This window comes from Streptomyces klenkii (genome assembly GCF_003626645.1).
Lineage (GTDB): Bacteria > Actinomycetota > Actinomycetes > Streptomycetales > Streptomycetaceae > Streptomyces > Streptomyces klenkii.
Genome location: NZ_RBAM01000029.1, coordinates 1 through 14164, shown reverse-complemented (window position 1 = coordinate 14164; position 14164 = coordinate 1). Strand labels below are relative to the sequence as shown.

Here is a 14164-nt window from a genome sequence, read left to right as displayed (position 1 = left end):
GCGGGTGTCACACGGCGCGGTCGTAGGCGCGCAGGGTCAGCAGGGCGGTGAGGGTCACCATCGGCCGGCACTCCAGGCGGGTGCCGGGCGCCCACTCGCGCCAGCGGACAGGCCAGCCGCCGTCCTCCTGCTGCGAGGCGGCCAGGAAGTCCAGCGACCGCTCCATCTCCGCGTCGGTGAACCAGGAGCGGGCCGGCGAGTCCGGGGTGGGCGCGTAGTCGTGCGGGTAGTGGTGCTCGCCCGGCGCGTAGCCCTCGGAGACGGGGTAGTCGGCCACCCGCGCGGGGTCCAGGACCGCCAGCCGCTGCTCCCGGACGACCCGGCCGAGCCGTTCGGCCGCCGCCTGCGCCCGCCGCCGGTCCGGGGCCCCGTCCAGGAAGGCGATCGCCGCCGACACCTCGTACGGGTGAGTCCGCGCGCCGCTGCCGAGGGCTTCCACCGCGGCCCAGCAGAAGTCGGTGGCCCGGAACAGCCACGCGTGCCACACCTCGTTGCGGTGCAGCAGGCCCACCACGGGGCCGGTGGCCAGGAGGTCGCTCGGCGGGTCGTCCACCACCGGGGTCCAGGGGGCCGCCGGGTAGCCGCGCAGGGAGGGGTGGAGGGCGGGCAGCGCGCCGTCGGGGGTGGAGACGGCCGTCAGGTAGCGGCAGACGCGCTCCATGCGCCGGTCGCCGCAGCGGCCGATCTCGTCGAGGACGCGCAGCGCGTGGGCGGTGTGCAGCGGCTGGCTCACGGGGCCGCGCAGGTCCGGCTCCAGGGCGAAGCCGTAGCCGCCGTCCTCGCCGAGATAAGCCGCCAGGGCCGCTTCCACGGCGTCGGGGCCGCCGTCCAGAAAGTGAAAGGCGAATCTCCGCTGCTCCAGGACGCGGGCGGTGAGCCAGATGAACTGTTCGGCACGGACTGCGGGGGATGTTCCGGATCGGGCCATGCACCGACCGTAGGCCGGAAAACGCCCCCCGGTCAGCGGCTCATGGCGGGCTGCACCCTCAGGGGCGGGATACTAGGCGCATGCGGTTGACGGTTTTCTGGCAGCGGATGGCGAATCATTTCGGCGCGGCGTACGCCGACTCCTTCGCGCGCGACCACGTGATGTCCGAGCTGGGCGGGAGGACGGTGCACGAGGCGCTGGACGCCGGCTGGAACGCCAAGGACGTGTGGCGGGCGGTGTGCCGGGCGCTGGAGATCCCCGACGACAGACGCTGACGGACATGCCGGGCCGGCGCCGCGGATGACATTCTTCTGGTTCGCCCGGTAGGCCACACTTGCGGCGTGGCAGCAGACGATCCCGCTCCGGAACCCGCCCCGCCCGCCCCACCGCCCCCGCCCGGCACCGCCGCCGGCATGCCGCCCTGGCTGCCCCGTGCCATGGTGTCGGCGCTCGCCCTGGTCGCCTGCTTCATGCTGGCGATCTGGGCCTTCCAGCAGCTGATCGGGCTGCTGCTGAACATCCTGATCGCCTTCTTCCTCGCCCTGGCCATCGAGCCGGCCGTCTCCCGGCTGTCCGCCCGCGGTCTCCGCCGCGGCCTGGCGACGGGCCTGGTCTTCCTCGCCGTCACCATCGTCGTCGCGGGCTTCTTCGCCCTGCTCGGCTCGATGCTCGCCGACCAGATCATGACCATGGTCGAGAACTTCCCCTCGTACCTCGACGCGGTCATCAAGTGGATCAACCGGGTGTTCCGCACGAGCCTGTCCCGCGTGCAGGTCCAGGAGAGCCTGCTGCACTCGGAATGGCTGCAGCGGTACGTGAAGAGCAGCGCCAGCGGCGTCCTGGACGTCTCGGCCACGGTCCTGGGCGGGCTGTTCCAGCTGCTGACCGTGGTGCTGTTCTCGTTCTACTTCGCGGCGGACGGGCCCCGGCTGCGCCGGGCCCTGTGCTCCGTGCTGCCGCCCCGCCGGCAGGCCGAGGTGCTGCGCGCCTGGGAGCTCGCCGTCGCCAAGACCGGTGGCTACATCTACTCGCGCGCCCTCATGGCGGTGATCTCCGGCATCGCCCATTACGTGCTGCTCGTGATCCTGGGGGTGCCCTACGCGCCCGCCCTCGCGATCTGGGTGGGCTTCGTCTCGCAGTTCATCCCGACGATCGGCACCTACCTGGCGGGCGCCCTGCCCGTGCTGCTGGCGTTCACGGTGGACCCCTGGTACGCGGTCTGGGTGCTCGGCTTCGTGGTGGTCTACCAGCAGTTCGAGAACTACGTGCTCCAGCCGCGCATCACCGCCAGGACCGTCGACATCCACCCCGCCGTCGCCTTCGGCTCGGTGGTCGCGGGCGCCGCCCTGCTCGGGGCGGTGGGGGCGCTGGTGGCCATCCCGGCGACGGCGACGCTGCAGGCGTTCCTGAGCGCGTACGTGAGGCGGTACGAGGTGACGGGGGCGGCGGGAGAGACCGGGGGCTGACAGGGCGGCGGGCCCGGAGTGGCGCGCTTGACAGCAAAATCGAACATCCATTCTTATGGGTTCCCCGGCGCTGTGGAGCCGTGGCGGAAGCCGCGTTCCGGGCTCCTTCGCGGGCCGGGTTATCCACAGGCCGGAGCGACGCCCGGGCGCATTGTCAGTGGCAGGCGTTAGCGTCGTGGACGTGAAGCGATCGACTCAAGCAAACCGGGTGGAACCCATGGCAGGCACCGACCGCGAGAAGGCGCTGGACGCCGCGCTCGCACAGATTGAACGGCAATTCGGCAAGGGTGCCGTGATGCGCCTCGGAGAGCGGCCGAACGAGCCCATCGAGGTCATCCCCACCGGGTCGACCGCTCTCGACGTCGCCCTCGGCGTCGGCGGTCTCCCGCGCGGCCGTGTGGTGGAGGTCTACGGCCCGGAATCCTCCGGCAAGACGACCCTGACCCTGCACGCCGTGGCCAACGCCCAGCGCGCCGGCGGCACGGTGGCCTTCGTGGACGCCGAGCACGCCCTCGACCCCGAGTACGCCAAGAAGCTCGGCGTCGACATCGACAACCTCATCCTGTCCCAGCCGGACAACGGCGAGCAGGCCCTGGAGATCGTCGACATGCTGGTGCGCTCCGGCGCGCTCGACCTGATCGTCATCGACTCCGTGGCGGCCCTGGTGCCGCGCGCGGAGATCGAGGGCGAGATGGGCGACTCCCACGTGGGCCTCCAGGCCCGGCTCATGAGCCAGGCGCTCCGGAAGATCACCAGCGCGCTCAACCAGTCCAAGACCACCGCGATCTTCATCAACCAGCTCCGCGAGAAGATCGGCGTGATGTTCGGCTCCCCGGAGACCACGACCGGTGGCCGGGCACTGAAGTTCTACGCCTCGGTGCGCATCGACATCCGCCGCATCGAGACCCTGAAGGACGGCACCGAGGCCGTCGGCAACCGCACCCGCTGCAAGGTCGTCAAGAACAAGGTCGCGCCGCCCTTCAAGCAGGCCGAGTTCGACATCCTCTACGGCCAGGGCATCAGCCGCGAGGGCGGCCTGATCGACATGGGCGTGGAGCACGGCTTCGTCCGCAAGGCCGGCGCCTGGTACACGTACGAGGGCGACCAGCTCGGCCAGGGCAAGGAGAACGCCCGCAACTTCCTCAAGGACAACCCCGCCCTCGCCGACGAGATCGAGAAGAAGATCAAGACGAAGCTGGGTGTGGGCGGCGCGTCCGAGGCCCCGGAGGGCGAGCCCGCCGCGGCCGGTGCCGAGGCGGACGCGCCGGCCAAGTCCGTGCCCGCCCCGGCGGCGAAGTCCACGGCGAAGGCGGCCAAGGCCACGGCTGCCAAGAGCTGATCCATGACACGCCGATGGGAGCACCCCCGGCCGGGCGCCGGGGAAGACCCGCCGGGACCGGATGCGGATGACCGAGCCGGCGGTGGCGCCCCCTCCTCGTCGAGGGCCGGGGGCACCGGGGCGCCGCTGCCGCCCGAGGAGCAGGCGCGGGCGATCTGCCTGCGCCTGCTCACCGGGACCCCGCGCACCCGCAAGCAGCTCGCGGACGCCCTGGCCAAGCGGGGCATCCCCGACGAGGTCGCCGAGGAGGTCCTCTCCCGCTTCGAGGACGTGGGCCTGATCGACGACGCGGCGTTCGCCGGGGCCTGGGTCGAGTCCCGGCACCACGGCCGGGGCCTGGCCCGCCGCGCCCTCGCGCGCGAGCTGCGCACCAAGGGCGTGGATTCCGCCGTGATCGACGAGGCCGTGGGGCAGCTCGACGCCGAGCAGGAGGAGCGCACCGCCCGCGAGCTGGTCGAGCGCAAGCTCCGCTCCACCCGCGGGCTGGACCGCGAGAAGCGGCTGCGCCGCCTCGCCGGGATGCTGGCCCGCAAGGGCTATGCCGAGGGCCTCGCCCTGCGCGTGGTGCGCCGCGCGCTGGAGGAGGAGGGCGAGGACCCGGAGCTGCTCGACCACTTGGCGGATCTGTAGGAGGCACGCGGGCGGCACGGCGTCCATGGCCCCCGGGCGGGCCCGGTGCGCCGTTGCGAAGCCCCGGAGGCGTCCTGGACCGGGAGCTCTCCCACCGCGAGACGGACGAGGCCGTCGACGGCCCGGCCGCCGCCGCGGCCCGGCGGGCCGGAGAGGCCGTGCTGCGCCACCCCGGCGGTGTCACGGCGCCGAGGGGCCGCAGGTGCATGACCACGCCTCCCGGCCGGTGGCATGGGCGTGCCCCGCGGGGCTGATGCTACGGCGCCTGCGCGGCCGCGCCCGGCGCCACCGGCAGCCCCGCCGCCCGCCAGGCCTGGAAGCCGCCCGCCAGATCCGTGGCGCGGTGCAGGCCCAGCAGGCGCAGGGAGGCCGCCGCCAGGCTCGACGCGTAGCCCTCGTTGCAGACCACGACCACCCGCAGGCCGTGCCCGGTCGCCTCGGGCGCGCGGTGCTCGCACTGCGGGTCGAGCCGCCACTCCAGCTCGTTGCGCTCCACCACGAGTGCTCCCGGGATGGTCCCGTCGCGCTCGCGCAGTGCCGCGTAGCGGATGTCGACCAGCAGCCCGCCCGCGGCCTGAGCGGCCGCGGCTTCGGCGGGGCCGAGCCGGTCCAGGCCCTCGCGGGCGGACGCCAGCAGCTCCTCGACCCTCACGCCCACTCCTCCGGCCATTCGACCTGCTCCAGCCGCAGCACCTGCCCGCTGCGGCCGTACCGCCGCATCAGGGGCAGCGGCGGGTAGTAGGCGTGCACGGACACCGCGTGCTGCTCCGCCGAGGCGTTGCGCACCTGGTGCACGTGATGGGCGCCGAAGGCCCGGCCCTGCCCGCCGGAGAGCCGCCTCTCGCGGTCGATGCCGTCCGCCAGCTCCAGCGCCATCCAGCCGTCCGTGGGCAGCGGGGCCGCCAGCGAGTGCTCCGTGAGCACGCCGCCCGCGACGGCCAGCGCGCCGTGCGAACCGCCGTGGTCGTGCCAGCCGGTGCCGCTGCCCGGCGGCCAGCCGATCAGCCAGGCCTCGCTGTCGCCGGGCCCGTTGAGCCGCATCCAGGTGCGGCCCTCGGGATCCAGCGGGAGGGAGGAGACCAGCCGCGCGTCGGCGGCCGCGCGCCGGGCGAAGGCGAGGAGGTCCGCCTCGGAAGGCGCGCCCGGGGCGCCGGAGGAGACCGGGGAGGAGCCGGGCACAGGTGTGGGCAGGGGAAGGAACACGGGGACCGTCCTGAGTGATCGCGAAGGAGCGCGCGGCGGCCGGCGCACAGAGCGCACACGCAGGCCGCGCGGAGGGAATGCGGATCAGCAGGACGGACGACAGACGCAGCCCGCGTAGCGGACGAGGTCCAGGTGGACCCTCCGCCAGAAGTGCGCGCCGCTGTCAGTCACGGTCCGTAGTCAACCATGGCAGTCGGTGCAGGTCAACGGTTGGCCGTAGCTTCGCTGGGGGCTTCCTCCGGCTCCTGCGCGCCCCCTGAGCCCTCAACGCCCCCGGAAGCCGCTCCCGTAGCTGCTCCCGCCGCCGCACCCTCGGAGCCGCCGCCGGCCTGCGTGGCGTCCGCTCGCCTACCGCCGGCCCGGCCCTCGCTCTCGGGCCCCTCGCCCGCCGCCCCGCCCCGTACGGCGTCGGCGCACGCGTACAGCTCCGCGGGCCGCACGCCCGCCAGCGCCGCCACCAAGTGCCCGTCCGGGCGGACCACCAGCACCGTGTGGGCGGGAGCGCCCGGGTACTCGTCGGTGACCAGCAGTTCGGCGCGCATGGGGAGGGCGCTGACGGCGGCCTCCAGCATCGGCATGAGGCCGGCGTCCGCCCAGTGCCGGCGCTCCCACACGCCGCTGCCCGGGGCGGTCAGGACCACCAGGAGGTCGCCGCCCAACCGCTCCCGCAGCGGTACGCGCGAGCCGTCCGGAGCGGTCACCCGCACGTTCTCGGCCGGGGCCCCCAGGGGCGTGGCCACCGCGACGGACGCGGCGGGCGGTGCCGCGGGGGCCAGGGGCGTCCGGGGGTAAGCGGGGGGCGTGCCCAACTGCCCGCGCCCGACGTGGCCGTCGGTGAGCAGTTCGTCGTGCCCGCGCAGGGCGCCCGGCAGCAGCGCGCGGCGCACGTTGTTCCACCCTCCTGCGCCCCGGACCGCCGGCAGCGCCCGGTCGGCGGCGCGCAGCCGCGCTCCGACCGCCTCGCGCCGCTCGGCCTGGTAGCTGTCCAGCAGCGTCTCGGAGGCGCCGTGATGCCAGGCGAGGGCCAGCTTCCAGGACAGGTTCTCGGCGTCGCGCAGGCCCTCGTCGAGGCCCTGCGTGCCGAGCGCGCCCAGCAGGTGGGCGGCGTCCCCGGCGAGGAAGGCACGGCCGGTGCGCATCCGGCGCGTGAGGCGGTGGTGGACGGTGTGCACGCCGGTGTCCAGAAGTTCGTACGGGGGTACGTCGCCGCACCAGGCGGCCAGCGAGTCGCGTACGCGGGTGAGGAGCGCTTCGGGGGTGACGAGCTCGCCTCCGGGCGGCAGGGGCCAGTCGAGCCGCCAGACGCCGTCCGGCAGGGGGCGGGCGCTCACTTCGCCGCCCCGTGCGGGCGAGCGGTGCAGCACGGCCTCGCCGGGCCACGGCAGCTCGGCGCGGAGCGCGGCGACCGCGTACCGCTCGACGGCCGTTCGCCCAGGGAAGCGCGCCCCGAGCAGCTTGCGCACGGTGGACCGGGCGCCGTCGCAGCCGACGAGGTAACTTCCCCGCCAGGTCGAGGCGTTGTCGCCGCGGAGGTGCGCGGTGACCCCGTAGGCGTCCTGCCGGAGCGTCTCCAGGCGGCCGGCGCGGACGACGCGCACCTTGTCCTCGCGGGCGAGCGCGGCCCGCAGCTCCCGCGTCAGGACGTGCTGCGGCAGGTGCAGCGGCGACGGCCCGGCTTCCTCCGCACCCTCGGCCGTGCCGTCCGCCGGGGCCGTCCCGGGGGCCGTGAACGACAGGCGGGTGACCACCGCGCGGCGCCGCATGGTGCGCCAGCCCGTCCACCGGGCGCCCTCGTCCGTCGCGCACCCGAGCCGCTCCAGCAGGGCGGCGGTGTCCGGGCCGAGCACGGCCGTGCGGGCCGGCCGCTCCTCGTCGGGCGCGGGCCCCTCGCCCGGGGTCCCGCCGGTCTCGTCGAGGAGGACGACGCGCACCTCGTGGCGGGCCAGGGACAGGGCGAGGGCGAGGCCGACCGGGCCGGCCCCGACGACGATCACCGGGTCCACGGCACGGCTCCCGGGCATCCGCTGCGGCCGAGATCCCTGCCCGGGGCTCCACGGTACGTACGGGGCGTACGGGACGTATGGGATCCGACGGGGGGAACGCGGTGCTCGATCACAGAACGTATGCAACCCACTGCGGGTGCGTGCGTCAAGTGATCAGGGCGCTCGCCGCGGCGCGCCGCACGGGGCGCGCCCCGCCGACCGGACCGGCCGACGGGGCGTCACCTGCGGGGTTGCTCAGCCGGTGTGGGATCCGTCTGCGCCGGAGGCGCCGTCCACGCCGGTCGTGGAGTCGGTCGTGACGGCGGCTCCGGCCGTCGCCATCGCGGGCGGGGCGCCCTTGCGCGAGCGCTGCGTGCGCCGTTCGACCCAGGTGGCCACCGAGGACAGCGCGAGGCAGAGCAGGATGTAGATCGAACCGAAGACGATCACCATCGGGATGAAGGCGTAGACGCCGTTCACGGGCTTGGTCTGCTCGGCGAAGGCCTTGCCGACGAAGAGCAGTTCCTCGTAGAGGATGATGAATCCGAGCGAGGTGTCCTTGAGGGTCACCACGAGCTGGCTGATGATCGACGGCAGCATCGTCCGTACGGCCTGGGGAATCAGGACGCTCGACATCACCTGCGTCTTGCGCAGGCCGAGCGCGTAGGCCGCCTCGCTCTGCCCGCGGGGCACCGCGTTGATCCCGGAGCGGAAGATCTCCGCCTGCACGGAGCCGTTGTAGAGCGTGAGGCCGAGGACCAGCGCCCACATCGGGTCGGAGGTGAACACCCCCGCGAACAGCAGGAAGATCATGATGACCAGCGGCATGGCGCGGAAGAACTCGACCACCACCGTGGCCGCCCAGCGCACCGGCCGGTGGTCGGACAGCCGTGCGGCCGCGAGCACCGCGCCGAGCGCGACCGAGAGGACCGCCGCGATCGCGAACGTCTTCAGGGTCGTCAGCAGCCCGTCGACGATCCGCTGATGGGTGTCGCTGTACTCGTAGTCGTCCCACAGGCCGGGCTGGAACTGGCCGGTGTCGTCCAGCTTGTAGACGACGAAGGCCACCAGGCCGAGGATCGCGACGGTGGAGAGCGCCCCGTAGAGGCGGTTGCGGGCCCGCGCGCGGGGGCCGGGGGCGTCGTAGAGGACGTTCGCGCTCATCGGGCCACCGCCAGCCGGTTCTCCAGCAGCCGGAACAGGCCGCTGATCGCGAGAGTGATGATGATGTAGCAGACCGCGATCCACAGGAAGATCACGTAGATGTTGTAGCCGGTGTCGGCGTTGAGGGACTTCTGCACGGAGCCGAGCTGGGTGACGTTGAAGCCCGAGGCGATCGCCGTGTTCTTGGTGAGGGCGATCATCAGACTGCCGATCGGCGGCACGGCGGTGCGGGTGGCCTGGGGCAGGACGACCTGCCCCAGGGTCTGGTTGAAGGTCATCCCGATGGAGCGGGCCGCCTCCGCCTGGCCGACCGGCACGGAGTTGATGCCGGACCGGACGGCCTCGCAGATGAACGCCGAGGTGTAGCACCCGAGCGTCAGCACGGCGAGCCAGAAGGAGTCCCAGCCCTTGAGGCCGAGGGCGGGCAGCCCCAGGGTGACGGCGAGGAACAGCAGCACGAGGGGGGTGTTGCGCAGCAGGGTTACCCAGGCGGTGCCGAATATTCGCAGGGCGGGCACCGGGGAGACCCGGAACGCCGCCATCAGGATGCCCAGCACCAGGGCGAGCAGACCGCTGAGCCCGGTGAGCTCGACGGTGCCGAGGAAACCTTCGCGGAATTCCGCGAAGTGGTCCGACAGAACGTTCAAGGCGGCTCTCCCGGCGGGTCGTTACGGATCGGCGGCGGACGGGGCGGGGACGGGGCGTGGGGCGTGCGGGGGGCGGCATGAGGCCGCGGGGATCGGGGATCGGGGCCGCGGGCTTGAGGCGGCGCGACGGTGGAGCAGCGTGGCTCGGGGCCGCGTGGCTCGGGGCGGCCGCGGGCGTCAGTAGCGGTCGACGGCCGGCGGGTTCGGCGCGGGGTTGCCGGCGAGGCCGATGGTGGCGTCGTAGGCCTTCTTCCAGTCGCCGTTCTTCTCGTGCGCCTCGATGGCGTTGTTGACGGCCTCGCGCAGCGCCTTGTCGTCCTTCTTCAGGCCGACGCCGTACGGCTCCTTGGAGAACGGGTTGCCGACGACCTTCAGGGCGCCCTTGTTCTCCGCTGCGTAGCCCTTGAGGATCGTGTCGTCGGTCGTCACGGCGTCGACCGTGCCGGACACGAGCTCCTGCACGCACAGCTGGTAGCCCTGCTGGGCCTTGGCCTCGGCCACCCCGTACTTGGGCTCCTTGATGCGCTTGAGCGGCGTGGAGCCGGTGGCCGAGCAGACCTTCTTGCCCTTGAGGTCGTCCGGGCCCTTGATGCTGCTGTCGGACTTCACCAGGAGGTCCTGGCCGGCGACGTAGTACGGGCCGGCGAAGTCGATCTGCTTCTTGCGCTCGTCGTTGATCGTGTACGTGCCGACGTAGAGGTCGACGCCGCCACTGGCGATCTGCGTCTCGCGGGCCTCGGACGGCACCGTCTTGAACTTGATGTGGGCCTCGTCGAAGCCGAGGTCGGCCGCGATCATCCGGGCGATCTCCACGTCGAAGCCGGAGCGCTTCTTGGAGGTGGGGTTCTCGTAGCCCATGCCCGGCTGGTCGGCCTTGGTGCCGATGGTGATCGTCTTGCCCTTGATCCTGTCGAAGACGGGCGAGCCCTTGACGTCGGCCGTGGTGTTCACCGTGTAGGTCGGCACGGCGGGCGCGGACTTGCCGTCGCCGGGCTTGCCGTCCTTGTCGTCGTCGGGACTGCCGGACTTCCCGCAGGCGGTGGCGGCCGTGGTGAGCGCCAGCGCCACGGCGGCAGCTGCGACGGTCTTGCGGAGCTTCATGGTGAACATCCTTTGCGTCAGCAGGTGTTGCGGAGCGGTCGGGGCAGCCGTGGCGGGGGAGGGGCGGCGAGAGGTGCAGCGGGCCGGTACGGCCGGCGCGGTCGGTCGGTAGGCCGGGATGGCCGGTGGTACGGGTTCGCGCCCGTGTGTGCGGAGCAGGGGCCGGGTGGCGCGGTCGGTGGTGCAGGGCCTTCGTACGGGTCAGTGGTGCAGGATCTTCGACAGGAAGTCCTTCGCCCGGTCGCTGCGCGGATTGCTGAAGAACTGGTCCGGCCGGGCCTCTTCGACGATGCGGCCGTCGGCCATGAAGACGACGCGGTTCGCGGCGGAGCGGGCGAAGCCCATCTCGTGGGTGACGACGACCATCGTCATGCCGTCCTGCGCGAGCTGCCGCATGACCTCCAGCACCTCGTTGATCATCTCCGGGTCGAGCGCGGACGTCGGCTCGTCGAACAGCATCACCTTGGGGTCCATGGCCAGGGCGCGGGCGATGGCCACGCGCTGCTGCTGGCCGCCGGAGAGCTGCGCCGGGTACTTGTCCGCCTGCGCGCCGACCCCGACCCGGTCGAGCAGGCCGCGGGCCTTCTCCTCGGCCTCGCGGCGGTCCGTCCTGCGCACCTTGACCTGGCCGAGCGTCACGTTCTCCAGGACGGTCTTGTGCGCGAAGAGGTTGAAGGACTGGAAGACCATGCCCACGTCGGCGCGCAGCCTGGCCAGCTCCTTGCCCTCCTGGGGCAGCGGCCTGCCGTCGATGGTGATCGTTCCGGAGTCCGTGGTCTCCAGGCGGTTGATCGTCCGGCACAGGGTCGACTTGCCGGACCCCGACGGGCCGATCACGACGACGACTTCGCCCCGCGCGATGGTCAGGTCGATGTCCTGGAGGACATGCAGGGCGCCGAAGTGCTTGTTGACGCTCTTCAGGACGACCAGTGGGACCGCGGCGCCCGTGGCCTGTCCGGCCACCGATTCTTCGCTCATCGGCGTTCCTCGCTCCATCCTCCTCGATTGGGAGGACCCTAATGAGCGGTGACGAACAGCGTCATTACATCTGAGCTGAAATTGAGCATAACGATCCGGCCGCAAAGGGACACTCTGCGTGAAGGGGGCGCGCGGCGCGCACGCCGGTAGCGCGGGCGTACCGGGTGAATAACGGAAGCCCCTTCGCTCCTGGAACCCCCTTGACGGACCGGGCGTCCATCAGCGTGGATGCGGGGGTGCCCACGCCGCGGTCACAGGGAGGGGGCCTGGATGAGACTGCTGCTCGTGGAGGACGACGACCACGTCGCCGCGGCCCTGGCGGCGGTGCTGTCCCGGCACGGCTTCGACGTCACGCACGCCCGGAGCGGCGAGGAGGCGCTCAGGGCCCTGCTGCCGGACACCGGTGCGCCGTTCGCCGTCGTCCTGCTCGACCTCGGCCTGCCCGATCAGGACGGTTTCGAGGTCTGCGGCAGGATCCGCAAGCGCACCGGCATACCCGTCATCATGGTCACCGCCCGCGCCGACACCCGGTCCAAGATCCACGGCCTCAACCTCGGCGCCGACGACTACGTGGTCAAGCCGTACGACACCGGCGAGCTCCTCGCCCGCATCCATGCGGTCGCCCGCCGCAAGCCTCCCGCGGGCGGCGGCCCGGAGGAGGCGCAGGAGGCGTCCGGCCCGCGCTCGCTGCGGCTGGGCAGCCTCGTCATCGAACTCCCCAACCGCGAGGTGTCCGTGGCGGGCGAGGCCGTCTCGCTGACCCGTAAGGAGTTCGACCTGCTGGCCCTGCTCGCGCAGCGGCCCGGCGTCGTCTTCCGGCGCGAGCAGATCATCAGCGAGGTGTGGCAGACCAGTTGGGAGGGTACGGGCCGCACCCTGGAGGTGCACATCGCCTCCCTGCGTTCCAAACTGCGCCTGCCCGCGCTCATCGAGACGGTGCGCGGGGTCGGCTACAAAATCGTCGTCCCGGCCCGGTGAGGGCCGGTCTGACCCGTGCGCACCCGACTCCTCCCGCTCCTCATCGTCCTTCTGGCGGGCGTGCTGCTGGCCCTCGGCTTCCCGCTGGCCGGCAGCATCGCCGCCGCCGAGCAGCAGCGCGTGGTCGTCGACCGCATCGACGACACGGCCCGCTTCGCCGCCCTCGCGCAGTTCGTCACCACCCGCCCCTTCGACCCGGAGGCGGGGACCGACGAACGGCTCAACACCCTGCGCTCCGAACTCCTGCGCTACGAGGAGCTGTACGACATCCGGGTCGGCATCTTCTACCGCGACGGACAGGCCATGGCGGTCGCTCCCAGGCGCTGGACGGTGCCGGCCGACGGCGAGGGCCAGCGGGCCTTCCAGGAGGCCCTGGCGGGGCGCCGCAGCCACGATCCGGGGCAGGTCTGGCCGATGCAGCACAGCCGGCTCGCAGTGGCCTCTCCGGTCATCCGCGACGGTGACGTCGTCGCCGTCGTCGTCACCGACTCGCCCACGGGCCAGCTGCGCTCCCGGATCCTGCACTCCTGGCTGCTGCTCGGGGCGGGCGAGACGGCCGCCATGCTCCTCGCCGTCGCCGCCGCGTTCCGCCTCACGGGGTGGGTGATGCGCCCCGTGCGGACCCTCGACGTGGCCGCCCACGGCATCGCCACGGGGCTGCTGAACTCCCGCGTCGCGGCCGACAGCGGGCCGCCCGAACTGCGCCGCCTGGCGCGCTCCTTCAACGAGATGGCCGACAACGTGGAGTCCGTCCTGGAGCAGCAGCGCGCCTTCGTCGCCGACGCCTCGCACCAGCTGCGCAATCCGCTCGCGGCGCTCCTGCTGCGCATCGACCTGCTCGCGCTGGACCTCCCCCCGGGGCACGGGGAGGTCGCCTCCGTCCGGACGGAGGGCAAGCGCCTCGCGCGCGTGCTCGACGACCTCCTCGACCTCGCGCTCGCCGAGCACGCGGAGGCCGACCTCCAGCTGGCCGACATAGCGGAGATCGTCATCGACCGGGTGGGCGCCTGGTCGCCGGTCGCCGACCGCGAGCAGGTCGAGCTCTCCTACAGCGGGCCGACCGCGGCGACGGGCTGGGCCGACCCGGTCGCCCTGTCCAGCGCCCTGGACGCCGTCGTGGACAACGCCCTGAAGTTCACCCCGGAGGGCTCCCCGGTGCACGTCAGCGTCGAGGTGGAGGGCGACTGCGTGGGCATCACGGTCGCCGACGGCGGCCCCGGGCTCACGGACGAGGAGCTCACCCGCATCGGCGACCGCTTCTGGCGCAGCAGCCGCCACCAGAACGTCTCCGGCTCGGGCCTGGGGCTGTCCATCTCCCGGGCCCTTCTTGCGGCCGGCGGCGCCACGCTCACGTATGCGCCGAACCAGCCCCGCGGCCTGCGCGCCGTCATCAAGGTGCCGCGCCACGGCGGTGAGGGCGGAGCGGGGCGGCCGCGGGCGGTGGAGGCCCACTCATAGGCCTCTCAGCCCTCCGTGGACATCGAAGAGCTCGAAGGGCGGGCCCGGCTAGGCAGTGTCTGATGGCTCTTGCTCGGGTGGTGGATCTGTTGCCGTTCCGGGCAGGATCTGTGCATGGTGCGGCGGCATGAACTGACCAACGCTCAGTGGGAACGCATCGCTCCGCTGCTGCCCGAAGCGGGTGGGCCGGGTGGGAGGTGGGCCGATCACCGCATCGTGGTCAACGGGGTTCTGTACCGGACCCGGACCGGTATCCCGTGGCGTGACCTGCCCGAACGCTACGGCCCCTG

The 14164-nt window shown here is 72.8% G+C and carries 17 protein-coding genes; 8 read left to right on the top strand and 9 right to left on the bottom strand.

Going from position 1 to position 14164, the window contains the following annotated elements; all coding sequences use genetic code 11:
* Positions 1–7: 7 nt before the first annotated feature.
* Positions 8–928 carry a hypothetical protein gene (locus D7231_RS33050; RefSeq protein ID WP_120759787.1) on the bottom strand — a complete coding sequence of 307 codons (921 nt, stop codon included), beginning with the start codon at positions 926–928 and terminating at the stop codon, positions 8–10.
* An 80-nt stretch (positions 929–1008) separates the two neighbouring features.
* On the opposite strand from D7231_RS33050, the gene D7231_RS33045 reads away from it, so the two are divergent.
* From D7231_RS33045 to D7231_RS36300, 5 genes are all read left to right on the top strand, one after another.
* Positions 1009–1203, top strand: a complete 195-nt coding sequence (locus D7231_RS33045; protein ID WP_030368707.1) for a DUF3046 domain-containing protein — start codon at positions 1009–1011, stop codon at positions 1201–1203.
* A gap of 66 nt (positions 1204–1269) precedes the next feature.
* Positions 1270–2394 carry an AI-2E family transporter gene (locus tag D7231_RS33040; RefSeq protein WP_242000048.1) on the top strand — a complete coding sequence of 375 codons (1125 nt, stop codon included), beginning with the start codon at positions 1270–1272 and terminating at the stop codon, positions 2392–2394.
* 217 nt (positions 2395–2611) lie between these two features.
* Entirely contained in the window at positions 2612–3733 is a 1122-nt protein-coding gene (recA, locus tag D7231_RS33035; protein ID WP_120759782.1) for a recombinase RecA, read from the top strand.
* Positions 3734–3736: 3 nt separating this feature from the next.
* Positions 3737–4363, top strand: coding sequence for a recombination regulator RecX (gene recX, locus D7231_RS33030; RefSeq protein WP_120759780.1), 627 nt, complete (start codon positions 3737–3739; stop codon positions 4361–4363).
* A 53-nt stretch (positions 4364–4416) separates the two neighbouring features.
* On the top strand, positions 4417–4617 hold the full coding sequence (locus tag D7231_RS36300) for a hypothetical protein (RefSeq protein ID WP_147449841.1): 201 nt from the start codon (positions 4417–4419) through the stop codon (positions 4615–4617).
* Positions 4618–4619: 2 nt separating this feature from the next.
* Here the strand turns inward: D7231_RS36300 and D7231_RS33025 are convergent, their stop codons facing one another.
* The 8 genes from D7231_RS33025 to D7231_RS32995 all read right to left on the bottom strand — a co-directional run bounded on the left by D7231_RS33025 (position 4620) and on the right by D7231_RS32995 (position 11438).
* Complete coding sequence (locus D7231_RS33025) at positions 4620–5033, bottom strand: rhodanese-like domain-containing protein (RefSeq protein ID WP_120759778.1); 414 nt, start codon at positions 5031–5033, stop codon at positions 4620–4622.
* A complete protein-coding gene (locus D7231_RS33020; protein ID WP_242000047.1) occupies positions 5012–5566 on the bottom strand; it encodes a cupin domain-containing protein in 555 nt (184 codons plus the stop codon). The genes D7231_RS33025 and D7231_RS33020 overlap by 22 nt, the downstream gene beginning before the upstream one ends.
* A gap of 84 nt (positions 5567–5650) precedes the next feature.
* Entirely contained in the window at positions 5651–5737 is an 87-nt protein-coding gene (locus D7231_RS38625; protein ID WP_353620253.1) for a putative leader peptide, read from the bottom strand.
* Positions 5738–5769: 32 nt separating this feature from the next.
* A complete protein-coding gene (locus D7231_RS33015) occupies positions 5770–7569 on the bottom strand; it encodes an FAD-dependent monooxygenase (RefSeq protein ID WP_120759776.1) in 1800 nt (599 codons plus the stop codon).
* Between the two features lie 234 nt (positions 7570–7803).
* Complete coding sequence (locus tag D7231_RS33010) at positions 7804–8712, bottom strand: amino acid ABC transporter permease (protein WP_120759774.1); 909 nt, start codon at positions 8710–8712, stop codon at positions 7804–7806.
* Complete coding sequence (locus D7231_RS33005) at positions 8709–9359, bottom strand: amino acid ABC transporter permease (RefSeq protein ID WP_030368700.1); 651 nt, start codon at positions 9357–9359, stop codon at positions 8709–8711. Before D7231_RS33005 ends, D7231_RS33010 begins: the two co-directional genes overlap by 4 nt.
* A 177-nt stretch (positions 9360–9536) precedes the next feature.
* The gene (locus D7231_RS33000; protein ID WP_120759771.1) at positions 9537–10460 is read right to left on the bottom strand and encodes a glutamate ABC transporter substrate-binding protein; all 924 of its coding nucleotides are present in this window, start codon (positions 10458–10460) and stop codon (positions 9537–9539) included.
* A 201-nt stretch (positions 10461–10661) separates the two neighbouring features.
* Positions 10662–11438, bottom strand: a complete 777-nt coding sequence (locus tag D7231_RS32995; RefSeq protein WP_120759769.1) for an amino acid ABC transporter ATP-binding protein — start codon at positions 11436–11438, stop codon at positions 10662–10664.
* A gap of 270 nt (positions 11439–11708) precedes the next feature.
* Between D7231_RS32995 and D7231_RS32990 the strand changes: the two genes are divergently transcribed.
* From D7231_RS32990 to D7231_RS32980, 3 genes are all read left to right on the top strand, one after another.
* Positions 11709–12416, top strand: coding sequence for a response regulator transcription factor (locus D7231_RS32990; RefSeq protein ID WP_120759767.1), 708 nt, complete (start codon positions 11709–11711; stop codon positions 12414–12416).
* A gap of 15 nt (positions 12417–12431) precedes the next feature.
* Entirely contained in the window at positions 12432–13874 is a 1443-nt protein-coding gene (locus D7231_RS32985) for a sensor histidine kinase (RefSeq protein ID WP_120759765.1), read from the top strand.
* Positions 13875–13991: 117 nt separating this feature from the next.
* Positions 13992–14164 (top strand): transposase (locus D7231_RS32980; RefSeq protein WP_242000049.1); only part of this gene is annotated, 173 nt, incomplete at its 3' end.